Origin of the sequence: Paenibacillus sp. P2(2022) (assembly GCF_029522175.1) — a bacterium.
Lineage (GTDB): Bacteria > Bacillota > Bacilli > Paenibacillales > Paenibacillaceae > Paenibacillus > Paenibacillus polymyxa.
Window position 1 is genome coordinate 1,323,832 of sequence record NZ_JAKWFI010000001.1, and the last position, 19,657, is coordinate 1,343,488.

A 19,657-nucleotide genomic window follows, 5' to 3' on the forward strand; every position below is an offset into this window, starting at 1 on the left:
AATTCAGGGGTCATTTTTGTTACCAGATTTAAATGAATAAGTCAATAATCAGTTAGACTAGGATAAGCCGGACGGGTTCGATTTAATTCGACATATTTCCCGTTTTTAATCATTTTCTATGTGATAAAATTTGATTATGAAAAAAATAACAATCTTTTAAATTAAGGTAAAAACAATCTACATATAAGAAAAGGAGGGTGAAAGCGGGATATATAATGTAAATGCCGGCATGTACAAACGGCCCGAAGGAAATGCCTGTTTGTCAGGCAAGTTCCCACTCATATAAGTCCTCAGCTTTACACTCTAATATCCTAGAAATGAGGACTGCCGCCTCGAATGACATTTTGTCACGTCCCGCGATCCAGTTGGATATTTGTTGCCGCGAATATCCAGTTCGTCGGGCGAGCCATGATTGAGTGCGTCCATGAGATTTGAGCTCCTCTTTCAAAAGGCATTTCCCCCGAGTAAGTTTTTGCACCTTACTTGCTCCTAACAGGGGAAAAGTGTTTCGTTCAGAGTATACAGGTAAATTACTTTTTTATCAATTATATTGTGGAGTTGATTGGATGGTTGCAGATAAAAATGAAAATGTAACTTGCACTAGCTTTTATACAATAAAGATGGCACGACTCGCTTCAGGTTATAGTGAGTTAATAGCTTGCAATATACTTGGTATGTCAATGAATGAATTAAAACATATAGAGGAAGATTCATCGGATTTAACAATAGCTCGAGCGCAGCAAATGTCCTCGTTGTATGAGGTTTCAATAGATTCAATCTATTTCGGTAAAAATAATCTAACTTAATATACGTAGAAAACTGACGTAATGACATGCAAAACAAAAAAGCAAAATCTACCAAAAACAGCCGCGATATGATATTCAGGCTGTTTTTTGGCGGATAGAGACTTGCAGTATCCAATAAACACCGTTCGGATTTGCCAGATAACGGTTTTAGCGTTATAACAGAAAGAGGGTATTTTAGGAGAACGGAGTGAGAACATGAATCAGACGCCATTAAACACAGAAAAATTCCAACGTAAAGCAGTTAAGGTGGAAGAAGCACAAAGCAGGATAGCTAGCTATGTTCAACAGGGTGAAAGGGAGGACGTAGGGCTCGAGCAAGCACATGGTCGCTATCTGGCGATGGATTTGACTGCGCCACATCCGTATCCCCGCTTTCGTCGTTCTGGTATGGACGGCTATGCGATCCTTGCCTCGGACACTGAAGTCTGTTCGACCGGTCAGGAAATCTGGCTACACGTGATTGATGAAATTCCTTGTGGCACCGTATCGGACAAGCGGGTGGAGACGGGAATGGCAGTCCGCATCATGACAGGAGCACAACTACCTGAAGGAGCGGACACGGTGGTGATGCTGGAGGCGACACAGCTGCGTGAGGAAAATGGACAGACATATGTTGGCTTGAAGAAGCGTATGGAAGTTGGCAAAAATGTGACACAAATTGGTCATGAGATTAAGGAAGGTCAGCTTTTGCTCAGTAAGGGAACTTGCGTGGGAGCGGGGCATGTCTCGGTACTGGCTACTTTTGGTGTACATCGGGTGCCTGTTTACAAGAAGCCAAGGGTGGCTGTCTTTTCCACTGGATCAGAATTGCTCGCAGTGGATGAGCCGTTACAACCGGGGAAAATTCGAAACAGTAATACATATATGCTGGCTTCTCAAATTAGAGAGGCAGGAGGAGAGCCGTTCATTCTGCAAGCCATTCATGATGATTTGAACCTTGCTCGTGCTTCTGTCCGAGAAGCGATAGCTGCCTATGATATTGTGGTTACGAGTGGTGGAGTGTCGGTGGGTGATTTTGATATTATGGGTGACCTCGTACGACAGAAAGATGTGAATATGCTGTTCAACAAGGTTACGATGCGTCCAGGTAGTGTAACCACAGCCGCAGTGATAGACGGTAAGCTGTTATTTGCGCTCTCTGGCAATCCCGGTGCATGCTTTGTAGGCTGTGAGCTGTTTGTACGACCAACTATTCAAATGATGTTATCTTCGGCACATCCGTATTTGCAAACCTGGACGGCGAAGCTAGGAGCAGATTATACGAAGGTAAACAACTATACCCGCTTTGTACGCAGTTCTCTGGAGATACGTAGTGGGCAAGTATATGCGATTCCTGCGCGAGTAGATGAATCCAGTGCTATGGTTACGATTAAGGACAGCGATTGTCTGATCGTAGTTCCTCCCACAACAGAAGGCTTGCACGAAGGTGAAGAGGTGCACGTACTGGTGCTTCAAGGCGGACAGGTGACGTGAAAACGAAATATCCATTTGTATGTCAAATCGTCGGATTCAAAAATACAGGAAAAACAACCTTCCTCGGAGGTTTGATTCGTTATGCGCAGCAGTCAGGACTGCGTGTAGCTGTGATCAAGCATGATGGTCATGAATTTGAGATGGATCATGAGGGGACAGATACGTATAAGCACCGACAGGCGGGTGCCGAAGGCGTAGCGATTGTTTCGGCAGGAAGAACTGCCATTTTAGAGGAACATAGTCGGCCTGTGATCGGACTCATCCGGCATTTTCAGGCCTATGACTGTGTGTTGCTGGAAGGTTTCAAGCAGGAAAAATATCCGAAGCTGATCATGGTGCGGGAACAATCGGATGCGCAGCTTGTTCAGGAACTGACAAATGTACAGGGAGTAGTAGTTTGGGAGTACCACATGGATTGGGCTCAGGACTACTACTCAGATGAACAAACGGTGCAAATATTTCCTGCCGATGCCAGCGAACCGGCAGGCTGCTGGCTACTCGAACAGATTCAGAGGCACAAAATGGGATTCCAGACAGAGCAGGGATGAGAGGGCCACTAATTAGCGGAGTCAGTCTGAGTCTCTATCCGTCGTTCGATCGCCTGAGACATCGTTTTGTCAGTCAGGTGGGCATAGACTTCCGTTGTTTCTGTCGAAGCGTGACCCAGCTGTTCCTTGGTTTTGTAAATATCATTTTGTAAATAATAGTCAGTAGCAAAAGAATGACGGAGCTTGTGAACGGTCAAATAGGGCTTGCCGAACCGCTTGGCGTATTTGATGATCATTGCTTGAATCGCTCTTTTAGTCATCCGTTTGCCCTCAGCCCTGCCGTTGGGTCGCGCGACAAAAAGAGCTTTTTCTTTTTTTGGAGCGCGATAACGGGTATGTCTTAAGGATAAATAAAGTGCGAGATCATCTTTGGATTGCTCGCGGAAATATACTGGCGTTTTAAAAGTTTCATCGTTATTTCCTTTACGGTACACATACAGCAATTTATTGTTTATATCGAGATCGTCCATGTTCAAGTTGACGATTTCGGATACACGCAGTCCCGAGTTCAGAATAAGACTTGCGATACAGGCATCTCGCTCCTTGTTCAATTCATAGGAGTATAGGGCTTGCTTGTTATCAGCCAAATCTTGTCCATAGCCTTCATAAATATAGCCGATAAATTCAAGCAGTTCTTCCTCTTCCAGTATTTTCCCTTTGAGCTTGGCGGCCGTATCCTTGGGTTTATGTACGCGCTTAATTTCGACTTTGGCCATAATATTGCGCTTGAGCAACGGATAAAAGTTTTCATCCTCAGCGATTTGGCTCAAATAATGAAAGAGTGAACGCAAGGACGATAGCTTACGTGAAATGGTGATGCGGGAATTGGAGCCTTCGCGTTTGGTAGACAGGAACAAACGAAAACCTGTAATGCTATCCATATGGAGTGTCTCTAATTCTTCCAGTGTCACTTGGGCATTCGTTTCTCCGGCAGACAAGCCTTCCGAGCGAAGCCATGAAAAAAAAGCTTCGTAATCCCGCACATATTCCAGCAAAGTAGAGGGGGATAGGTCGGGAAGCTTGTAATCCATAAATTGCTGTACGTACCATGGCAAATCCGGCAACTTTTCATCCAGTTTGCGCCGGTCGATGATCTTTTGTATGTTCATAGGGTTCACCTCGTCCGGTCATAATACATGTATTTTAGCATATTTTGAACAGCACTGGATGGGAGTAATCAAAGTAAAGAACAAGCTGACCGCCAAGAGAGGTGAAAGTATGGGATATAATATCAAATCAGAATTGAAGCTGTCCATAAAGAGTGTACCAGAGTCGCAGAAGGACATTATTGTCCAGCTCATGCAATTTTACTTATACGATTTTACAGCCTATCTGCGAATTGATGTCACTGAGAAGGGGACATTCCCGGCTTATCCAGACTTGTATCAATACTGGACGAGCGGCGAACAAAAGCTGCCTTTTTTGATCTGGAGACAGGATATTCCTGTGGGCTTTGCACTCGTTGACCGAATGTCTAGCAATCGAGAAGCTGACTATTACATGGCTGAGTTCTTTGTACTTCGTCCTTATCGACACAATGGCGTGGGCACTTGGGCGGCTCATGAGCTGTTTGGACGTTTTAATGGGCGATGGAAGGTGACTCAGATGAGCACGAATAGACCAGCCCAATCCTTTTGGCGCAAGGTCATTGGAAGCTATACGAATGGTGAGTATAGGGAGCAAACACATCCAGTACGAGGGAATATAAGTCAGTTTTTCAATACATGAAAAATTCATAATAGAAAACCACCAGAAAAAAGCCGAGGAGAATATTTTGTCGGCTTTTTTGTTGTCATTTCAAGCCTTCTGTTCATGGATCGTTCCAATTAGAACTTGCATTGACATTGGTAAAAACGCAGGTATACAGTTATTTGGTAATTCATATATAACTTATTGGAATCATTTATGGTAAGATAAGGATAGAAGTATATAAATTCAATAGGAAAAGAGGGTAATATGCTGGAGAAATGGGTTCAGGAACTAAAAGATGGTGAACAAGAACTGATTGCGTGGAGAAGATATTTGCATCAGCATCCAGAGCTTTCTTTTGAGGAAACGAATACATCTGCATTTATCGCAGACCAATTACGCTCTTTTGGTATTGAAGTAAGAACGAATGTTGGGGGAAACGGTGTGCTCGGTTTTTTAGAAGGCGGGCAGCCAGGTAGAACGATTGCATTTCGTGCTGATTTTGATGCACTTCCTATTCAGGATGAAAAGGATGCGCCTTATAAATCGACCGTTCCCGGTGTTATGCATGCTTGTGGACATGATGGTCATACAGCTGCGTTGCTAGGAGTGGCACGAGTGTTAAGCCATCACCGTGAGACACTGAAGGGAAAGCTTGTGTTTATTTTTCAACATGCCGAAGAAAAACCGCCTGGCGGAGCCAAATTCATGATTGAGGATGGTTGTCTGGATGGGGTGGAAGCAGTATATGGTATTCACCTTTCCTCGGAAATTCCACTGGGCAAAATCGGCTTAAAGAGTGGGCCGGCAATGGCTGCTGCCGATGCCTTTTCAATTGAAATCAACGGCAAGGGCGGACATGGCGCCAGACCGCATCAGACAGTGGATTCCATTGTTATTGGAAGTCAAATTGTGAACGGACTACAACAGGTCGTGAGTCGCAGAGTGGACCCTACGGAATCAGCAGTGTTAACGATTGGGGTATTTCAAGCAGGAACTGCCTTTAATGTAATTGCAGATAAAGCCAAAATTGAAGGGACCGTACGTACGTTTAATAAGGATATACGCAAGGAAGTCGAAAACGAAATTCGTAGTATCGTAAAAGGTCTAACGGATGCTTATCATGCGGGATACGAAATTGATTATTTGAATGGTTATCCTGCTCTGGTGAATGCCGAGGCCGAAACAGAACGGGTACGTGAGCTAGTCAGTAGGCTGTATGGAGTAGATGCTTTTATGGACTTAAAACCGGCCATGGGAGCAGAGGATTTTGCCTATTATCTAGAACAACGACCTGGAGCTTTTATTATTGTGGGCGCTCGTAATGAGGATGAACGAACCCATTTTGCTCACCACCATCCTCGCTTTGATTTTGATGAGCGTGCGTTACTCATCTCAGGACATATTTTTTTAGCGCTGGCGCTTGAATATTTGCAGTAATTTCAACCTATTAATGAATAGCCATAGCATTACGGAAGCCCGAACCGCGCATAGCGCGGTTTTTTGCTGTAAATCAAAGTATTTTGCTACCTCGTTCGAATGAAATTTAAAGAAAATAATTCATTATATGAAAAATTCATATTAGTAATTTATAAGAGGTATCAACTGTAAGTGGAAGCCAACTCTTTTATTACAAGTTATCAAGCAGAAGATACTATTACATTATCTTGATTTTTCACACAAGGAAATGAGAAAAAGATGACGAATCTTTTGAGCAGACACCGATGTAAGCGCTAACAAAAGAGATTGCAAATCTATTGGATTACTGGAGGTGAGCTTGAGAGAACGCTTGTTTGATTGATGAATGGAATAATAACGATAGGAACGAATCCGCAATTGACTGCTTACTTTTAGCTCGAAATGACTTGCATTTTTAAATGATTACGGAGAAGGAGGTTGAATTCATTGACTAAGGCAAAAAGCAGGTTGAGAATTGTATGTTTGGCGCTTATAGTAGCGGGTGCTTCCTGGACAGGCATGATAGCACCCACCCATGCTGCTCCAAGTGACGATTATACTTGGAAAAGTGTCGTTACAGGCGGTGGAGGTGGTTTTGTACCTGGTATTATTTTTAATGAAACGGAAAAAGATCTGATCTATGCCCGTACAGATATTGGAGGAGCTTACCGCTGGAATCCTGCGAGTGAAAGCTGGATTCCGCTGACGGATTCTGTGGGCTGGGAAGATTGGAACAAAAATGGTGTCGATGCACTAGCCACCGACCCTGTGGATCCGAATCGTGTATATATAGCTACAGGCACGTATACTAATTCCTGGGATAAACAAAACGGGCAAATTATGCGCTCTACCGACAAGGGGAATACGTGGCAGACGACGAAGCTCCCCTTCAAGGTAGGAGGCAATATGCCGGGACGCTCGATGGGTGAACGTCTGACAATTGATCCGAATAAAAACAATATATTATTCTTCGGAGCTCGAAGTGGTAATGGATTGTGGAAAAGCTCCGATTACGGGGCGACCTGGAGCAAGGTGAGTAGTTTTCCGAATCCGGGGACGTATGTACAGGACCCTTCCAATGAATACACCAGTGATATTGTCGGTTTAGCCTGGATCACTTTTGACAAAAAAACGGGCTCTTCCAGTAAAGCAACACAGACCATCTATGTGGGTGTCGCAGATAAAAAGCAAAGTGTCTATCGCAGTACTGATGGCGGGACAACCTGGTCTGCTATAGCGGGCCAGCCTACAGGCTATTTGCCACATCACGGCGTTTTATCGCCAGATGGCGACCTGTATATTTCTTACAGCGATGGAGCTGGACCGTATGATGGAACAAAGGGTGAGCTGTGGAAACTGAATACAGCCAGTGGACAGTGGACTAACATTAGCCCCGTTGCCAGCAGCAGCGCAGACAATCATTTTGGATATGGCGGACTGACAGTGGACGCCCAGAAGCCAGGTACACTTATGGTTGCAACGTTGAATGCCTGGTGGCCGGATGAAACGATTTACCGCAGTACTGATCGTGGGGCAACCTGGAGCCCTATTTGGGAATTTGATGGTTATCCAGCTCGTAAGCTGAAGTACAATCTGGATATATCCGGTGCGCCTTGGCTGACTTTCAATGCCAATCCTGCACCGCCGGAAGTATCGCCCAAGCTGGGCTGGATGATTGGAGATCTGGAAATAGATCCATTTAATTCAGATCATATGCTGTACGGCACAGGAGCTACGATTTATGGCTCTAAAAATCTGACCAATTGGGACAAGGGAGGTAAGCTGGACATTTCGGTAGCCGCTAAAGGGGTAGAAGAAACGGCGATTTTGGATTTGGTGAGCCCTCCAACTGGAGCTCCTCTGGTGAGTGCAGTGGGTGATGTCTCCGGATTCAGACATGATGACCTGTTCAAGGCTCCTGCTAAAATGCTGGATAATCCAACCTTTACAAGCAGCGAAAGCATTGATTATGCCGAGTTAAGCCCTTCTTTTATGGCTCGGGTAGGTAAAGCGGACTATAAAAAAGATCCAAACGCCAAATCTATCGGATTATCCAATGATGGCGGAGCGAACTGGTACAAAGCTAATAGCGAGCCTTCCGGTACAGCAGGAGGAGGCAGCATCGCTGTAGCGGCAAATGGTAATGGATTGCTGTGGAGTACATCGGACAAAGGTGTATTTTATTCCAAAACCGGAGGAAACTCATGGACAGCAAGCACCGGAGTTCCAGCTAATGCAAAGATCGCCTCTGACCGAGTAAATCCTAACAAATACTACGCGTTTGCTGCTGGGAAAATATATGTAAGTGTTGATGGAGGCGCATCCTTCACACCATCCACAGTTACTGGTTTGCCAAGTGTAGGGAATGCAGATATTGGTGCTGTACGAGGAGCGGAAGGAGATGTGTGGTTTGCTGGAGGCTCCGAGGACGGAGGGCCATACGGCTTATGGCATTCCAAGGATTCAGGTATTACATTCACCAAGCTTGATCATGTGCAGGAGGCGGATTTTGTAGGCTTTGGCAAAGCAGCACCCAATCGCACCAATGCAGCAGTGTTTATCGTTGGTAAGATTGACGGAACTCGTGGATTTTATCGTTCGGACGATGCTGGAGCAAACTGGGTGCGCATTAATGATGACAAGCATCAATATGCTCGAGTGACCACCATTATTGGGGACCCTCGGGTTTACGGACGCGCTTATCTGGGAACGAATGGCCGCGGCATTCTGGTGGCAGATCGTGTGGGTGGTGACCAGCCATCTACCGGGCAAGCAAGTATTACGCCGACGGCTGCAACCTATGAAGTGGCTAACAGTAATACCGATATTACTGTCAAGCTTACTCTTAACGGTAATACACTAGAAGCGATCAAGCAGGGGAGTGTGGCACTGAACAAAGGTGAAGATTATACGGTTAGTGAAGAAACAGTTATTCTTACCAACAAGTATTTATCTAAACTTCCTAAAGGAGAGACAACGCTCAACTTCCATTTTAGTACAGGCAATGATGCGTTGTTCACGATTACGGTGAAAGGGGATACGCCAAGTGAGCCGGGAACAGGCGAGGGTGCTCTGAAGGTGCAATCCTTCAATGGGAATGTATCTGCAACAAGTAATACGATCAGTTCCAAGTTTAAAATAACCAATACAGGAAGCTCACCCGTTTCCCTAGCAGATGTGACATTGCGTTATTATTACACCGTTAACGGGGAGAAATCACAAAACTTCTTTACGGATTGGTCTAGCATCGGTACAGAGAATGTCATTGCTAACTTCAAAACATTAACTAATACGAAGCCAGGTGCAGATTCTTATGCAGAAATTGGTTTTAAGTCGGCAGCAGGTTTTTTAGAGCCTGGTCAGAGTGTTGAGCTACAAACCCGGATATCCAAAGCGGATTGGAGCAATTATACACAAACTGATGATTATTCCTTTAATCCCACAGCAAATAGCTTACAAGATTCCACTAAAATAACCGCTTACCTGTCTGGGATCAAGCAATGGGGAATTGAGCCTTAAATCTTCATAAAAATAATTTTAAGTCAGCCACTCTAATGAGCGAGCTGGCTTTATTTTTGGAGGAATCAGAGGTTTAAATTCAAAAATATAACTATTTCACTATATGAAAAATTCATAATAGAAAAAATTCCTTCTCGCATACCATCATCGTCAAACAAACACACCACTATAAACAGAAAAAGAGGTACAATAACGAACATGTGTTCCTATTTTAATTGAAAAAGAAACGCTCCTGTCGTCAGACAAAAAGCGTTACAAATCAAGCTTTATATTTATCATACACCTCAAGTAAGATGACGGGATATTGAAATTAATAAGGTCATCGTAATGACATTCACAATCGTAGAAAGTAATACTGTCTGTGCCGCAAAGTCAGGTTCATTTTTATATTCTTCTGCCAAAATACTCGTGTTAACACCGGTAGGCATACCTGATGCAATGAGCAATGCTTGAGCGGGAATCCCCTTAAGATCTAGAAAAAACACGAGCATAAAGCCAACTATTGGACCTGCAATTAGGCGTAATACCATACTGATATACACGGCTGTCCGGCGCAAATGAAAAGGATACTGCACAATTTGTGCTCCCAAAGTAAGCAGAGCCACTGCGACCATCGAATGGCTAATATAATTTAGAGGCTCAGCCAGCAAATTAGGCAATGGACTGTGCAGTAGATTCAGGAGCAGGCCCAGCACAAGCGCGTAGGGGACAGGCATTTTTAAAAAATTAATTAAAATTTTTCGTGTATTGGCCTTACCGTTCTGTACAACAAAAGTACCATATGTAAATGTAACAAAGCTTTGAAAAGTCATAATCAGAGCTTGGACAGAAATAGCCAGCGGATCACCTTTAAACACCAACTGATTAATTGGTAGACCATAATTCCCTGAATTATCTAGCATGACACTGTTTGTAAAAGCTCCACGCATTCCGGGGCTGTATTTCAGAGATCTGGCAACAGTAGTACTGATTACGTACAGAATAGCTATGTACAGGGCATAAAAAAGTGAAACCTCACCCATGAGAATTAAAGAAATTTCAGAGTTATAAAGACCGGTAAACACAACTGCAGGGGTGATATAATAAAAATTAATTTTAGCTAGGGTATACAAATCCAATCGAAAATAATACTGCATGATACAGCCAAAACCGATAAGGACAAAGATAGGTAAAACAACGTCTAAAAGAATGGTGCCGAACATGTCTGTCTCCTCTTCTTTTTATTATACGAATGTAAACGTTAATCCTAAAATTGCATGTGCATTTCCCATTATACTGTGGAAATAGGTTGACGCATAATAAAATTTATTATAATGATTCTGCCATCAGCCCCTACAAATGCAGCACTAGTAAAAAAGGGCTTCATATTCAGCTTATAGTAGCCGTTAATATATGTAGGTTACATTTAAACCTGGTCTTTTACTATAAGGAGGAAGCGCATCATGAGAAACACTTGGACAGCATTATTAGCGTGTATACTGGTCTTGGGACTGGCAGCAGGAACAGCCGAAGCCAAACAGGGGCGCGGAAATGGTCAGGAGAACAAACAGGAAGCAAAGGCGTCTGATAAAGACCGGAATGAAAAGAGCAGCAAAAAAGATAAACACGACGAAATCAAAAAGAACACCCCTGTTGCAGTAACGGATGATACATACGGGGAGTCCAAGGACCAAAAAGGTCGCAAGGGACACAACGGAGATAACGGTCTGCTACAAGCAGTAGAAAATACAAAAGATAAGCCGGCAGGAGCGGTTATTGCGAATCTGCTGCTTACAAAATACCCGGAACGTTTGACCCCGGAGCAGGTAACTGAACTTGAATTGATCCGAAATTCTGACAAAGCATTAACTAAGGCTGCTGAGCTACTGGATGAAAACGGAAATGTAACAGATGCCGTTTACATGCAGGAGGAGGCAGTATTGGCTGATGTGTCCAATCTGGATAGCTACAAAAAGCTGGATGTATTCTCAAGGAAGGCTGGAAGGTCATCAGGTATGAAGCTGTTCGTGAATGGTGAAAAATATGATGCCGAACCGATTAACCGCAATGGCACCACACTTGTTCCTTTTAGAACAGCTTCCGAAGCCCTTAATGCCAAAGTTTCCTGGGATCCGAAAGAAAAGGCTGTTACTGTCAGTCGCAACGGCGTGTCCGTCAAATTATTCGTGAATAGCGCCAAAGCATATATTAACGGCCAGCCGTATTCTATCGAGCAGCCAGCATCCATAGTGGATGGAACTACAATGGTACCTGTAAGGGTAATCGGAGAGGCTTTGGGAGCAAATGTTAAATGGGAGCCTGAGAGCCAGTCCGTTGTTGTATATGAGCAGTCAACAATATCTGAAGCATTATAGTGCTATAAACCAAGAAAATAGTGTATAACAGAAAGGGCGCCTGACTAAATGTCAGGTCCTTTTTTGTGTTGCCTTGCTACTTTGTACCTAGCTATTAGCATTATGTGCTGGTCATGTGTACAATTAAAGAACACTGAGAAAAGGGAGTGTCATAGATGGATTTAGGATTAACGGGGAAAGCAGCCTTTGTTGCAGGTTCCAGTAAAGGACTCGGCAAGGCAAGCGCAAGGGAGCTGGCACGTGAGGGTGCGAATGTTGTTATTTCTGGACGAAATGAAGCAGAGCTTCAGCGGACTCAGGCCGAATTACAGGAAACAGCGAGTGGTCGCGTTGAATATGTAGTTTGTGATGTAACCAAACCTGAACATATCTCCCAGGCCATTCGCCGTACAGTTGATTGGTTTGGCACCGTCGATATTTTGGTTAACAATGCGGGCGGCCCTCCTGCGGGCACCTTTGATGATTTTACAGACGAAGTATGGATGCAGGCCTTTGAGCAAAATTTACTTAGTCATATCCGGTTGATCCGTGAGGCGTTACCCTATATGAAAAAACAACAAAGTGGTAGAATTTTAAATATCGCCTCATCATCAGTGAAGCAGCCGATTCCGGGCCTGATTATTTCCAATACACTACGTACTGGAGTTGCCGGATTGGCGAAAACATTGTCTATGGAATTAGCCCCATATAATATTCTGGTACATACTGTAGCACCAGGGAGAATTGCAACCGATCGCGTACGTAGCTTGGACGAGCATCGAGCCGAAAAATCCCACCAAACGACGGATCAAGTTCGCAAACAAGCAGAAGAGGGCATTCCGTTGGGACGGTACGGTGAGCCTGAAGAGTTCGGTAAAGTCGTTGCTTTTCTGGCGTCATCGGCTTCATCCTATTTGACCGGCAGCACCATTCTTGTGGATGGCGGAATGATTAAATCATTATAAAAAATTAAAGAAGCGTGCCGCATCAGGCTTAATTGCTGCAGGCACGCTTTTTCATAAGTTATCTAAAAAGAGGTTTAGTTCATTGACTGATCAGTTCTCGCGGCTTGGAAGTTCGCACCCGTCATCGGTACATACACTAGTTTCATCCTGTTTGGACAAGCTGCCGCTAATCATAGTGAAAGGAGAACGTTCATCCCATGCTTTTTGAAGCGCATCGTGAAATACCTCCTCAGGCTGAGCACCAGAAACAGCAAATTTTCGATCAAATACAAAGAATGGAACACCCTGAACGCCTAACTTAGCACCTTCAGTTTCATCAGCTCTAACTTCGTCGGTAAAGCGGTCACCGGCTAATATGGCAGCGGCTTCGTTATGATCCAAACCAACTTCGGCTGCCAACGCTGCCAGTACTTCATGATCCCCAGTATGCTTGCCTTCCATGAAGACAGCCTGAAATAAACGCTCGCTCAATTCCAGCATTTTGCCTTGTGTGTGAGCCCAATGCGTTAGACGGTGAGCATCGAAAGAGTTTGTCGGCACCATGGCATGAATATTGTACTCCAGACCTGTAGAACGTGCGTTTTCGGTCATGCGATCATTCATGGCATGAGCCTCTTGCAGACTAACGCCATATTTTGCTGATAGTTCTTCATTAATCGTCTTACCACTATCTTTCACAGCATTCGGATTCAATTCAAAACTCTTGAATGTCAATTGAACCTCATCGCGATGTGGGAACTGCTGCAAGACTTGCTCCAAACGGCGTTTGCCAATATAACAGAACGGACACATATAATCAGACCAAACTTCGATATTCATCAGGAAATGCCTCCATATATATATTTTATTAAGCAACTGAGAGTGAATCAGCATACTTTAGTATAAGCGAAAAGGTGAAACTTCATCAGTTACAAAAAGATTATACGGCTATTGCTTTCGATGTGCAAATAATTAATGCTTGTCAAAAAATAAATGCTATGATATTTTATATCTGTAACCGGTTACACAATTGGAGTTGAACCTACATTATGACAACAATTAAGCAAGTAGCAAGTTTTGCAGGTGTTTCCGTGGCGACCGTATCCCGAGTTATTAATGAAACCGGCTATGTCCACGAGGATACACGGCGAAAAGTTGAAGCTGCGGTGAAGCAGCTAAATTACAAGCCTAATGAAGTTGCACGTTCTCTGTATAAAAAGAAATCCAGATTAATCGGCCTGTTGCTGCCGGATATTACAAACCCTTACTTTCCCTTGTTGGCTCGTGGGGTGGAGGATCGAATGCAGGAAAATGATTTTCGTATTATTTTCGGTAATAGTGATGAGGATCGCCAAAAAGAATTAGATTACATGGATACTTTTGTTCAGAATAATGTTGTTGGGGTTATTTCATCTACCAATGACCCTGCTGCCGACTGTTACGCCAAACTGAAAATACCAGTCGTTTTTCTCGATCGGACTTCCAGTGACAGTCTCTCCGTTTATGCGGATGGAGCTCATGGCGGTCGCTTGGCTGCACAGGCTATGGTTGCCCGTGGCAGCAGACAAATTACAGTCATGCAGGGTCCTGCTCATATTCGTCCAGCACAAGATCGTTTTCGCGGGGCAGTGGAAGAGCTTCAGCATTCTGGTATTGCTTACCATATCGTCGAGACAACGTCCTTTTCGTTCAAGGAAGCTGAGTTATGGGCCAAAGAGCTGTTCAGCAAGTATCCGGATACGGACGGAGTTATTGCCAGTAACGATATTGTAGCTACCGCGGTGATGCATGAAGCACATAGATTAGGAAAGAAAATCCCGGAAGATGTTCAAATTATCGGGTTTGATGATATACCATTAAGCAGCTTGTTATTTCCGCCATTATCAACAATCCGGCAGCCTGCTTATGAAATGGGCTGGGAAGCGGCAGGTCTGCTCATTCAATTGATTGAGCAGTCGCAAGCAACGAAGTCAAGTGTACCTAATCTACATTCGAAAGTACTTACCTATTCAAGCATACAATTGCCCGTCAAATTTATCGAACGGGAAACAACGAGAAAGGTGGATCATCATGGCTAAAATTTCGGTTATCGGAAGCAGTTCGATGGACCTCGTAGTTACTTCTTCCAAACGCCCTGGTGCTGGTGAAACCGTATTGGGAGAAAGCTTTACAACCGTACCTGGCGGTAAAGGAGCCAATCAGGCAGTAGCTGCAGCACGACTCGGGGCGGACGTTACGATGATTGGACGTGTAGGAGACGACCATTTGGGACAACAGATTTTACGCAATTTTGAAGAAAATCATGTTCATATTAACTATGTGAAACCGGTTACACATATGGAAAGCGGTACAGCACACATTGTACTAGCCGAGGGTGATAACAGTATTGTCGTGGTAAAAGCAGCGAATAATGAAGTTACACCCGCTTACGTGGAAGAAGCGCTTGATGTTATTCGAAGTTCGGATATTGTATTAATTCAACAGGAAATACCGGCGGAGACGATTGTTTATGTAAGCGAAATTTGTGCGAAGTATCAGGTACCCTTGCTGCTGAATCCAGCCCCGGCTCGTGAGGTGGAAGAAAGCGTAATTGCCAATGCAGCCTACATTACGCCAAATGAGCATGAAGCCGCCATCATGTTTAAGGATATGAGTCTTCAAGAAGCGCTGCGCAAATATCCGAACAAGTTGTTTGTAACGGAAGGCAGCAACGGTGTACGGTTTTTCGACGGAGAACAGGAAGTTGTAGTTCCTACTTACAAGGTCGAAGCCGTGGATACAACAGGTGCAGGAGATACGTTCAACGCTGCTTTTGCGGTGGCACTGGCTGAAGGAAAATCGCTGGCAGACAGTGTGAAATTTGCTAATCGTGCTGCGTCATTGTCTGTTACCAAATTTGGAGCGCAAGGTGGAATGCCAACCCGTCGTGAAGTAGAGGAGCAATTATAATGAAGAAACATGGAATTCTAAACAGTCATATATCCAAAATATTAACGGATCTCGGCCACACGGACTTTATTGTCGTGGCTGATGCCGGCTTACCAGTTCCTGAAGGCGTTACCAAAATTGATTTGGCATTGAAACTGGGTATTCCGTCCTTTCAGGACGTTGTTGATGTCATTGCCGCAGATATGATGATTGAAAAAGTAACACTGGCCGAAGAAATCAAACAAGAAAATGAACAAGCACTCCAGTATATTATGCGCACCTTTGCAGGAGAGCAACTAGAGCATTCGCAGATTATTCAGCCGACTGCCGTCATTGAGTTTTGCTCACATGAACAATTTAAGATATTAACTCGGCAAGCCAAAGCTGTCATCCGTACAGGAGAGGCTACGCCGTTTGCCAATTGTATTTTACAGGCAGGAGTTCTTTTTGGATAAATTAGTGTTGAATAAAAAAGGGGGGAATAGCATGCAGATTCAAATGAAAGGAATTCACAAAGCCTTTGGAACCAATCAGGTACTAAGTGGTGTTGACTTTGATCTCCGTGAAGGAGAAGTACATGCCCTCATGGGTGAAAATGGTGCAGGCAAATCAACGCTGATGAATATTTTAATCGGACTGCATCGACGCGATGAGGGAACGATCATCATTGACGGTCAGGAAACCTATTTTGCCAACCCCAAGGAAGCGGAGCAAAAAGGAATTGCTTTTATTCACCAGGAACTGAATGTATGGCCAGAGATGACGGTACTGGAAAATCTATTTATCGGCAAGGAAATGACTTCCAAGTGGGGATTACTAGATAGCTCTAAAATGAAAGCGCTAGCAAATGAACAATTTAGCAAGCTTTCAGTAAACCTTCCTTTGAACGGTGAAGCAGGCGAGTGTTCAGTGGGTCAACAACAAATGATTGAAATAGCCAAAGCACTCATAACGGATGCCAAAGTGATCGTAATGGATGAGCCGACAGCAGCCTTAACCGAACGGGAAATACAAAAGCTGTTTGAGGTTATTACTTCCTTGAAAAAAGATGGTGTTTCAATTGTGTATATTTCTCACCGGATGGAGGAGATATTCGCGATCTGTGATCGGATTACCATTATGCGTGACGGAAAAACCGTAGATACTCAAGCGATCCCCGATACGAATTTTGACGAGGTTGTACGGAAAATGGTTGGCAGAGAGCTGACTGAACGCTACCCGGTAAGAACGCCTGCTTTGGGAGAAGTGGTGCTAGAGGTCAAAAACGCATCACATAAAGGTCTATTTGAAAATGTGAATTTTACAGTGCGCTCTGGGGAAATTGTAGGTTTTTCGGGCTTGATGGGCTCGGGACGGACCGAGATCATGCGGTCGTTATTTGGACTGGATACTTTGGATCGTGGTGAGATACACGTACGTGGGAAAAAGGTGTCTATTCGCAAGCCGGATGATGCAGTGAAACTAGGGATTGGCTTCATTACAGAAGATCGAAAAGATGAGGGCTTAGTGCTGGATTTTTCCATTCGGGAAAACATGGTGCTGACGAATCTGTTCAGTTTTACATCAAAAGGATTTATATCAGGCAAAAAAGAGATGGATTTTGTTAATACATTAATTAAGCGCTTACAAATAAAAACCCAATCAGCCGAAGCGACGGTTGGCAGTTTGTCAGGTGGCAATCAGCAAAAGGTGGTTATTGCCAAATGGGTAGGTATCGGTCCCAATGTGCTCATTCTTGACGAACCGACGAGAGGCGTGGATGTAGGAGCCAAACGGGAAATCTACCAGTTGATGAACGAACTGACCGAACGTGGAGTCGCAATTATCATGGTATCCTCAGAGCTTCCCGAGGTACTTGGCATGAGTGATCGTATTGTCGTGGTGCACGAGGGAAAGATCAGCGGAGAGCTAAGCAGGGAAGAAGCCACACAAGAAAATATTATGACGCTAGCTACAGGAGGACAGTAATATGACAACTATGAATGAAGCAAAAGGTAGCAAAGGCATCCAAATATCACAAATCACACAGAAGCTTGGCCCATTGTTGGGGCTCATTATTTTGGTGATCATTGTATCGGCCTTAAATCCCAGCTTTTTGGAACCGCTTAATATTTTGAATTTGTTGCGCCAGGTATCTATTAATGCGTTGATTGCGTTCGGTATGACCTTCGTTATTCTTACAGGCGGAATCGATTTGTCCGTTGGCTCTATATTAGCACTATCCAGTGCGTTTGTCGCAAATATGATGTTGGCCGGCTTCGATCCGATTTTGGCGATTATCATTGGCTGTGCATTGGGTGGCGTGATGGGAATGGTCAACGGCTTGATGATTACGAAAGGTAAAATGGCTCCGTTTATCGCCACACTCGCAACCATGACTATTTTTAGAGGATTAACATTAGTTTATACCAACGGTAACCCTATTACGGGGCTCGGAGATAGTCTGGTATTTCAATTATTCGGTCGTGGTTATCAGTTTGGTATTCCGGTCCCGGCGATTACGATGCTCATTACCTTTGCTGCTCTGTGGATCATTCTGCATAAAACACCTTTCGGACGCAAAACGTATGCCATCGGCGGCAACGAGAAAGCTTCGATTGTTTCAGGTATTAAAGTACCACGTGTAAAAATCTGGATTTACTCTTTGGCGGGAATGCTTTCCGCATTGGCGGGTGCTATCTTGACCTCACGCTTGAATTCAGCGCAGCCGACAGCAGGTGCTTCTTATGAACTGGATGCCATTGCGGCTGTCGTACTAGGTGGAACAAGCCTTTCGGGAGGACGCGGACGGATTGTAGGTACATTAATTGGTGTGCTAATCATCGGGACACTAAACAACGGCTTGAATTTGCTGGGGGTTAACTCTTTTTACCAAATGGTCGTAAAAGGAATTGTCATTGCTATTGCTGTATTGATTGATCGTAAAAAATCCGCATAATACACCTAATCTGCATAGAAGGAGACACACAAATATGAAAAAGCTTACATTAATCATGACGGCCTTGCTGCTCCTGCTCATGACAGGGTGTTCCCTGGAACCGCCCGAATGGGCGAAGCCTAAAGCGGCTGCAGACCTGAAGGACATTAAAATCGGCTTGTCGATCTCAACATTGAATAATCCATTCTTCGTTTCCCTCAAAGACGGAGTTGTTGCAGAGGCCAAAAAACAAGGATTGCAGGTTATTGTGGTCGATGCACAAAATGATTCTGCGAAGCAAAGTAATGATGTGGATGATCTGATCCAACAGGGAGTAAATGCGTTACTCATTAATCCGACAGATTCGTCGGCTATCTCCACTGTGGTACAGTCAGCGAATGCTTTGAACATTCCTGTAATTACGCTGGACCGTTCCGCTGACAAAGGTGATGTGAAAGCGCTAGTCGCTTCAGACAACGTCGAGGGAGGACGGATGGCTGCCAGATACGTGATTGATCAAGTCGGAAAAGGTGCCAAGGTTATTGAGTTGGAAGGCGTTCCAGGCGCATCGGCTACCCGTGAACGTGGGAAAGGCTTCCATGAAGTGGCAGATAAGGACCTGAAGGTCATCGCCAAGCAGTCGGCTGATTTTGATCGGACCAAAGGTTTGAATGTGATGGAAAACCTGCTGCAAGGCAACCCGGATGTTCAGGCGGTATTTGCCCACAATGATGAAATGGCGTTGGGAGCGATTGAAGCCATTCAAAGCTCTGGTAAGAAAATTCCAGTCATCGGTTTTGATGGTAACGAGGATGCGCTTAAATCAATTAAGGAAGGGAAACTAACAGCCACCGTGGCTCAGCAACCTGAGTTGATTGGACAATTGGCAGTGCAAGCAGCCAAGGATGTACTTCAAGGTAAAACCGTGAAAACATCGATTCCCGCCAAACTGGAGTTAGTGGATCAATCCAAATAGGAATGGGCATGGGAACCAACCTATGAAGCATTCGAACTGATGCAAAGAATAACGCATCAGTTCTTT

At 44.3% G+C, this 19,657-nt stretch carries 18 protein-coding genes; 14 read left to right on the forward strand and 4 right to left on the reverse strand.

Going from position 1 to position 19,657, the window contains the following annotated elements; translation table 11 throughout:
• Nucleotides 1-262 precede the first annotated feature (262 nt).
• Nucleotides 263-478 (reverse strand): helix-turn-helix transcriptional regulator, encoded by a 216-nt coding sequence (locus MMB75_RS06035; RefSeq protein ID WP_016820733.1) that lies wholly within the window; start codon nt 476-478, stop codon nt 263-265.
• Nucleotides 479-566: 88 nt separating this feature from the next.
• Here MMB75_RS06035 and MMB75_RS06040 point away from each other — a divergent pair, with 88 nt between their 5' ends.
• The 3 genes from MMB75_RS06040 to mobB all read left to right on the forward strand — a co-directional run bounded on the left by MMB75_RS06040 (nt 567) and on the right by mobB (nt 2,827).
• A complete protein-coding gene (locus MMB75_RS06040; protein ID WP_025365008.1) occupies nt 567-806 on the forward strand; it encodes a helix-turn-helix domain-containing protein in 240 nt (79 codons plus the stop codon).
• A 195-nt stretch (nt 807-1,001) separates the two neighbouring features.
• The gene (locus MMB75_RS06045; RefSeq protein WP_039276066.1) at nt 1,002-2,279 is read left to right on the forward strand and encodes a molybdopterin molybdotransferase MoeA; all 1,278 of its coding nucleotides are present in this window, start codon (nt 1,002-1,004) and stop codon (nt 2,277-2,279) included.
• Nucleotides 2,276-2,827 (forward strand): molybdopterin-guanine dinucleotide biosynthesis protein B, encoded by a 552-nt coding sequence (mobB, locus tag MMB75_RS06050; protein ID WP_016820736.1) that lies wholly within the window; start codon nt 2,276-2,278, stop codon nt 2,825-2,827. Before MMB75_RS06045 ends, mobB begins: the two co-directional genes overlap by 4 nt.
• Nucleotides 2,828-2,835: 8 nt before the next feature.
• Here the strand turns inward: mobB and xerS are convergent, their stop codons facing one another.
• Nucleotides 2,836-3,936, reverse strand: a complete 1,101-nt coding sequence (xerS, locus tag MMB75_RS06055) for a tyrosine recombinase XerS (protein ID WP_016820737.1) — start codon at nt 3,934-3,936, stop codon at nt 2,836-2,838.
• 109 nt (nt 3,937-4,045) lie between these two features.
• Here xerS and MMB75_RS06060 point away from each other — a divergent pair, with 109 nt between their 5' ends.
• The 3 genes from MMB75_RS06060 to MMB75_RS06070 all read left to right on the forward strand — a co-directional run bounded on the left by MMB75_RS06060 (nt 4,046) and on the right by MMB75_RS06070 (nt 9,493).
• Nucleotides 4,046-4,555, forward strand: coding sequence for a GNAT family N-acetyltransferase (locus MMB75_RS06060; RefSeq protein ID WP_017427739.1), 510 nt, complete (start codon nt 4,046-4,048; stop codon nt 4,553-4,555).
• Between the two features lie 228 nt (nt 4,556-4,783).
• Nucleotides 4,784-5,956, forward strand: coding sequence for a M20 metallopeptidase family protein (locus MMB75_RS06065; protein WP_277507190.1), 1,173 nt, complete (start codon nt 4,784-4,786; stop codon nt 5,954-5,956).
• Between the two features lie 465 nt (nt 5,957-6,421).
• Nucleotides 6,422-9,493: a X2-like carbohydrate binding domain-containing protein gene (locus MMB75_RS06070; RefSeq protein ID WP_045244512.1), complete on the forward strand. Its 3,072-nt coding sequence runs from the start codon at nt 6,422-6,424 to the stop codon at nt 9,491-9,493.
• A gap of 284 nt (nt 9,494-9,777) precedes the next feature.
• On the opposite strand, the gene MMB75_RS06075 is transcribed toward MMB75_RS06070, so the two are convergent.
• Nucleotides 9,778-10,695 (reverse strand): AEC family transporter, encoded by a 918-nt coding sequence (locus MMB75_RS06075; protein WP_019687395.1) that lies wholly within the window; start codon nt 10,693-10,695, stop codon nt 9,778-9,780.
• A 240-nt stretch (nt 10,696-10,935) separates the two neighbouring features.
• On the opposite strand from MMB75_RS06075, the gene MMB75_RS06080 reads away from it, so the two are divergent.
• On the forward strand, nt 10,936-11,847 hold the full coding sequence (locus MMB75_RS06080; protein ID WP_025365004.1) for a copper amine oxidase N-terminal domain-containing protein: 912 nt from the start codon (nt 10,936-10,938) through the stop codon (nt 11,845-11,847).
• 155 nt (nt 11,848-12,002) lie between these two features.
• On the forward strand, nt 12,003-12,791 hold the full coding sequence (locus MMB75_RS06085) for an SDR family oxidoreductase (RefSeq protein WP_016820742.1): 789 nt from the start codon (nt 12,003-12,005) through the stop codon (nt 12,789-12,791).
• Nucleotides 12,792-12,881: 90 nt separating this feature from the next.
• Here the strand turns inward: MMB75_RS06085 and MMB75_RS06090 are convergent, their stop codons facing one another.
• Nucleotides 12,882-13,610, reverse strand: a complete 729-nt coding sequence (locus MMB75_RS06090) for a DsbA family oxidoreductase (protein ID WP_031461560.1) — start codon at nt 13,608-13,610, stop codon at nt 12,882-12,884.
• Nucleotides 13,611-13,819: 209 nt separating this feature from the next.
• Here MMB75_RS06090 and MMB75_RS06095 point away from each other — a divergent pair, with 209 nt between their 5' ends.
• Genes MMB75_RS06095 through rbsB form a run of 6 tightly spaced genes read left to right on the forward strand, consistent with a single transcriptional unit; the run spans nt 13,820 to nt 19,591 of the window.
• Nucleotides 13,820-14,848: a LacI family DNA-binding transcriptional regulator gene (locus MMB75_RS06095; RefSeq protein ID WP_017427745.1), complete on the forward strand. Its 1,029-nt coding sequence runs from the start codon at nt 13,820-13,822 to the stop codon at nt 14,846-14,848.
• On the forward strand, nt 14,841-15,719 hold the full coding sequence (gene rbsK, locus MMB75_RS06100; RefSeq protein WP_017427746.1) for a ribokinase: 879 nt from the start codon (nt 14,841-14,843) through the stop codon (nt 15,717-15,719). The genes MMB75_RS06095 and rbsK overlap by 8 nt, the downstream gene beginning before the upstream one ends.
• A complete protein-coding gene (gene rbsD / locus MMB75_RS06105; protein ID WP_039276055.1) occupies nt 15,719-16,153 on the forward strand; it encodes a D-ribose pyranase in 435 nt (144 codons plus the stop codon). Before rbsK ends, rbsD begins: the two co-directional genes overlap by 1 nt.
• A gap of 31 nt (nt 16,154-16,184) precedes the next feature.
• Nucleotides 16,185-17,666: a sugar ABC transporter ATP-binding protein gene (locus MMB75_RS06110; protein WP_045244513.1), complete on the forward strand. Its 1,482-nt coding sequence runs from the start codon at nt 16,185-16,187 to the stop codon at nt 17,664-17,666.
• 1 nt (nt 17,667) lies between these two features.
• Nucleotides 17,668-18,636, forward strand: a complete 969-nt coding sequence (rbsC, locus tag MMB75_RS06115; RefSeq protein WP_017427749.1) for a ribose ABC transporter permease RbsC — start codon at nt 17,668-17,670, stop codon at nt 18,634-18,636.
• Nucleotides 18,637-18,670: 34 nt separating this feature from the next.
• Nucleotides 18,671-19,591, forward strand: coding sequence for a ribose ABC transporter substrate-binding protein RbsB (rbsB, locus tag MMB75_RS06120; protein WP_165080682.1), 921 nt, complete (start codon nt 18,671-18,673; stop codon nt 19,589-19,591).
• Nucleotides 19,592-19,657 lie beyond the last annotated feature (66 nt).

Excerpts from the sequence above, each read along its gene's own strand:
- MMB75_RS06095 (WP_017427745.1), top strand. The coding sequence starts at position 13,820 with ATGACAACAATTAAGCAAGTAGCAAGTTTTGCAGGTGTTTCCGTGGCG.
- xerS (WP_016820737.1), bottom strand. The coding sequence starts at position 3,936 with ATGAACATACAAAAGATCATCGACCGGCGCAAACTGGATGAAAAGTTG.
- MMB75_RS06075 (WP_019687395.1), bottom strand. The coding sequence starts at position 10,695 with ATGTTCGGCACCATTCTTTTAGACGTTGTTTTACCTATCTTTGTCCTT.
- rbsB (WP_165080682.1), top strand. The coding sequence starts at position 18,671 with ATGAAAAAGCTTACATTAATCATGACGGCCTTGCTGCTCCTGCTCATG.
- MMB75_RS06060 (WP_017427739.1), top strand. The coding sequence starts at position 4,046 with ATGGGATATAATATCAAATCAGAATTGAAGCTGTCCATAAAGAGTGTA.
- MMB75_RS06045 (WP_039276066.1), top strand. The coding sequence starts at position 1,002 with ATGAATCAGACGCCATTAAACACAGAAAAATTCCAACGTAAAGCAGTT.
- MMB75_RS06065 (WP_277507190.1), top strand. The coding sequence starts at position 4,784 with ATGCTGGAGAAATGGGTTCAGGAACTAAAAGATGGTGAACAAGAACTG.
- rbsC (WP_017427749.1), top strand. The coding sequence starts at position 17,668 with ATGACAACTATGAATGAAGCAAAAGGTAGCAAAGGCATCCAAATATCA.
- MMB75_RS06110 (WP_045244513.1), top strand. The coding sequence starts at position 16,185 with ATGCAGATTCAAATGAAAGGAATTCACAAAGCCTTTGGAACCAATCAG.
- MMB75_RS06085 (WP_016820742.1), top strand. The coding sequence starts at position 12,003 with ATGGATTTAGGATTAACGGGGAAAGCAGCCTTTGTTGCAGGTTCCAGT.
- rbsK (WP_017427746.1), top strand. The coding sequence starts at position 14,841 with ATGGCTAAAATTTCGGTTATCGGAAGCAGTTCGATGGACCTCGTAGTT.
- MMB75_RS06040 (WP_025365008.1), top strand. The coding sequence starts at position 567 with ATGGTTGCAGATAAAAATGAAAATGTAACTTGCACTAGCTTTTATACA.
- rbsD (WP_039276055.1), top strand. The coding sequence starts at position 15,719 with ATGAAGAAACATGGAATTCTAAACAGTCATATATCCAAAATATTAACG.
- MMB75_RS06090 (WP_031461560.1), bottom strand. The coding sequence starts at position 13,610 with ATGAATATCGAAGTTTGGTCTGATTATATGTGTCCGTTCTGTTATATT.
- MMB75_RS06080 (WP_025365004.1), top strand. The coding sequence starts at position 10,936 with ATGAGAAACACTTGGACAGCATTATTAGCGTGTATACTGGTCTTGGGA.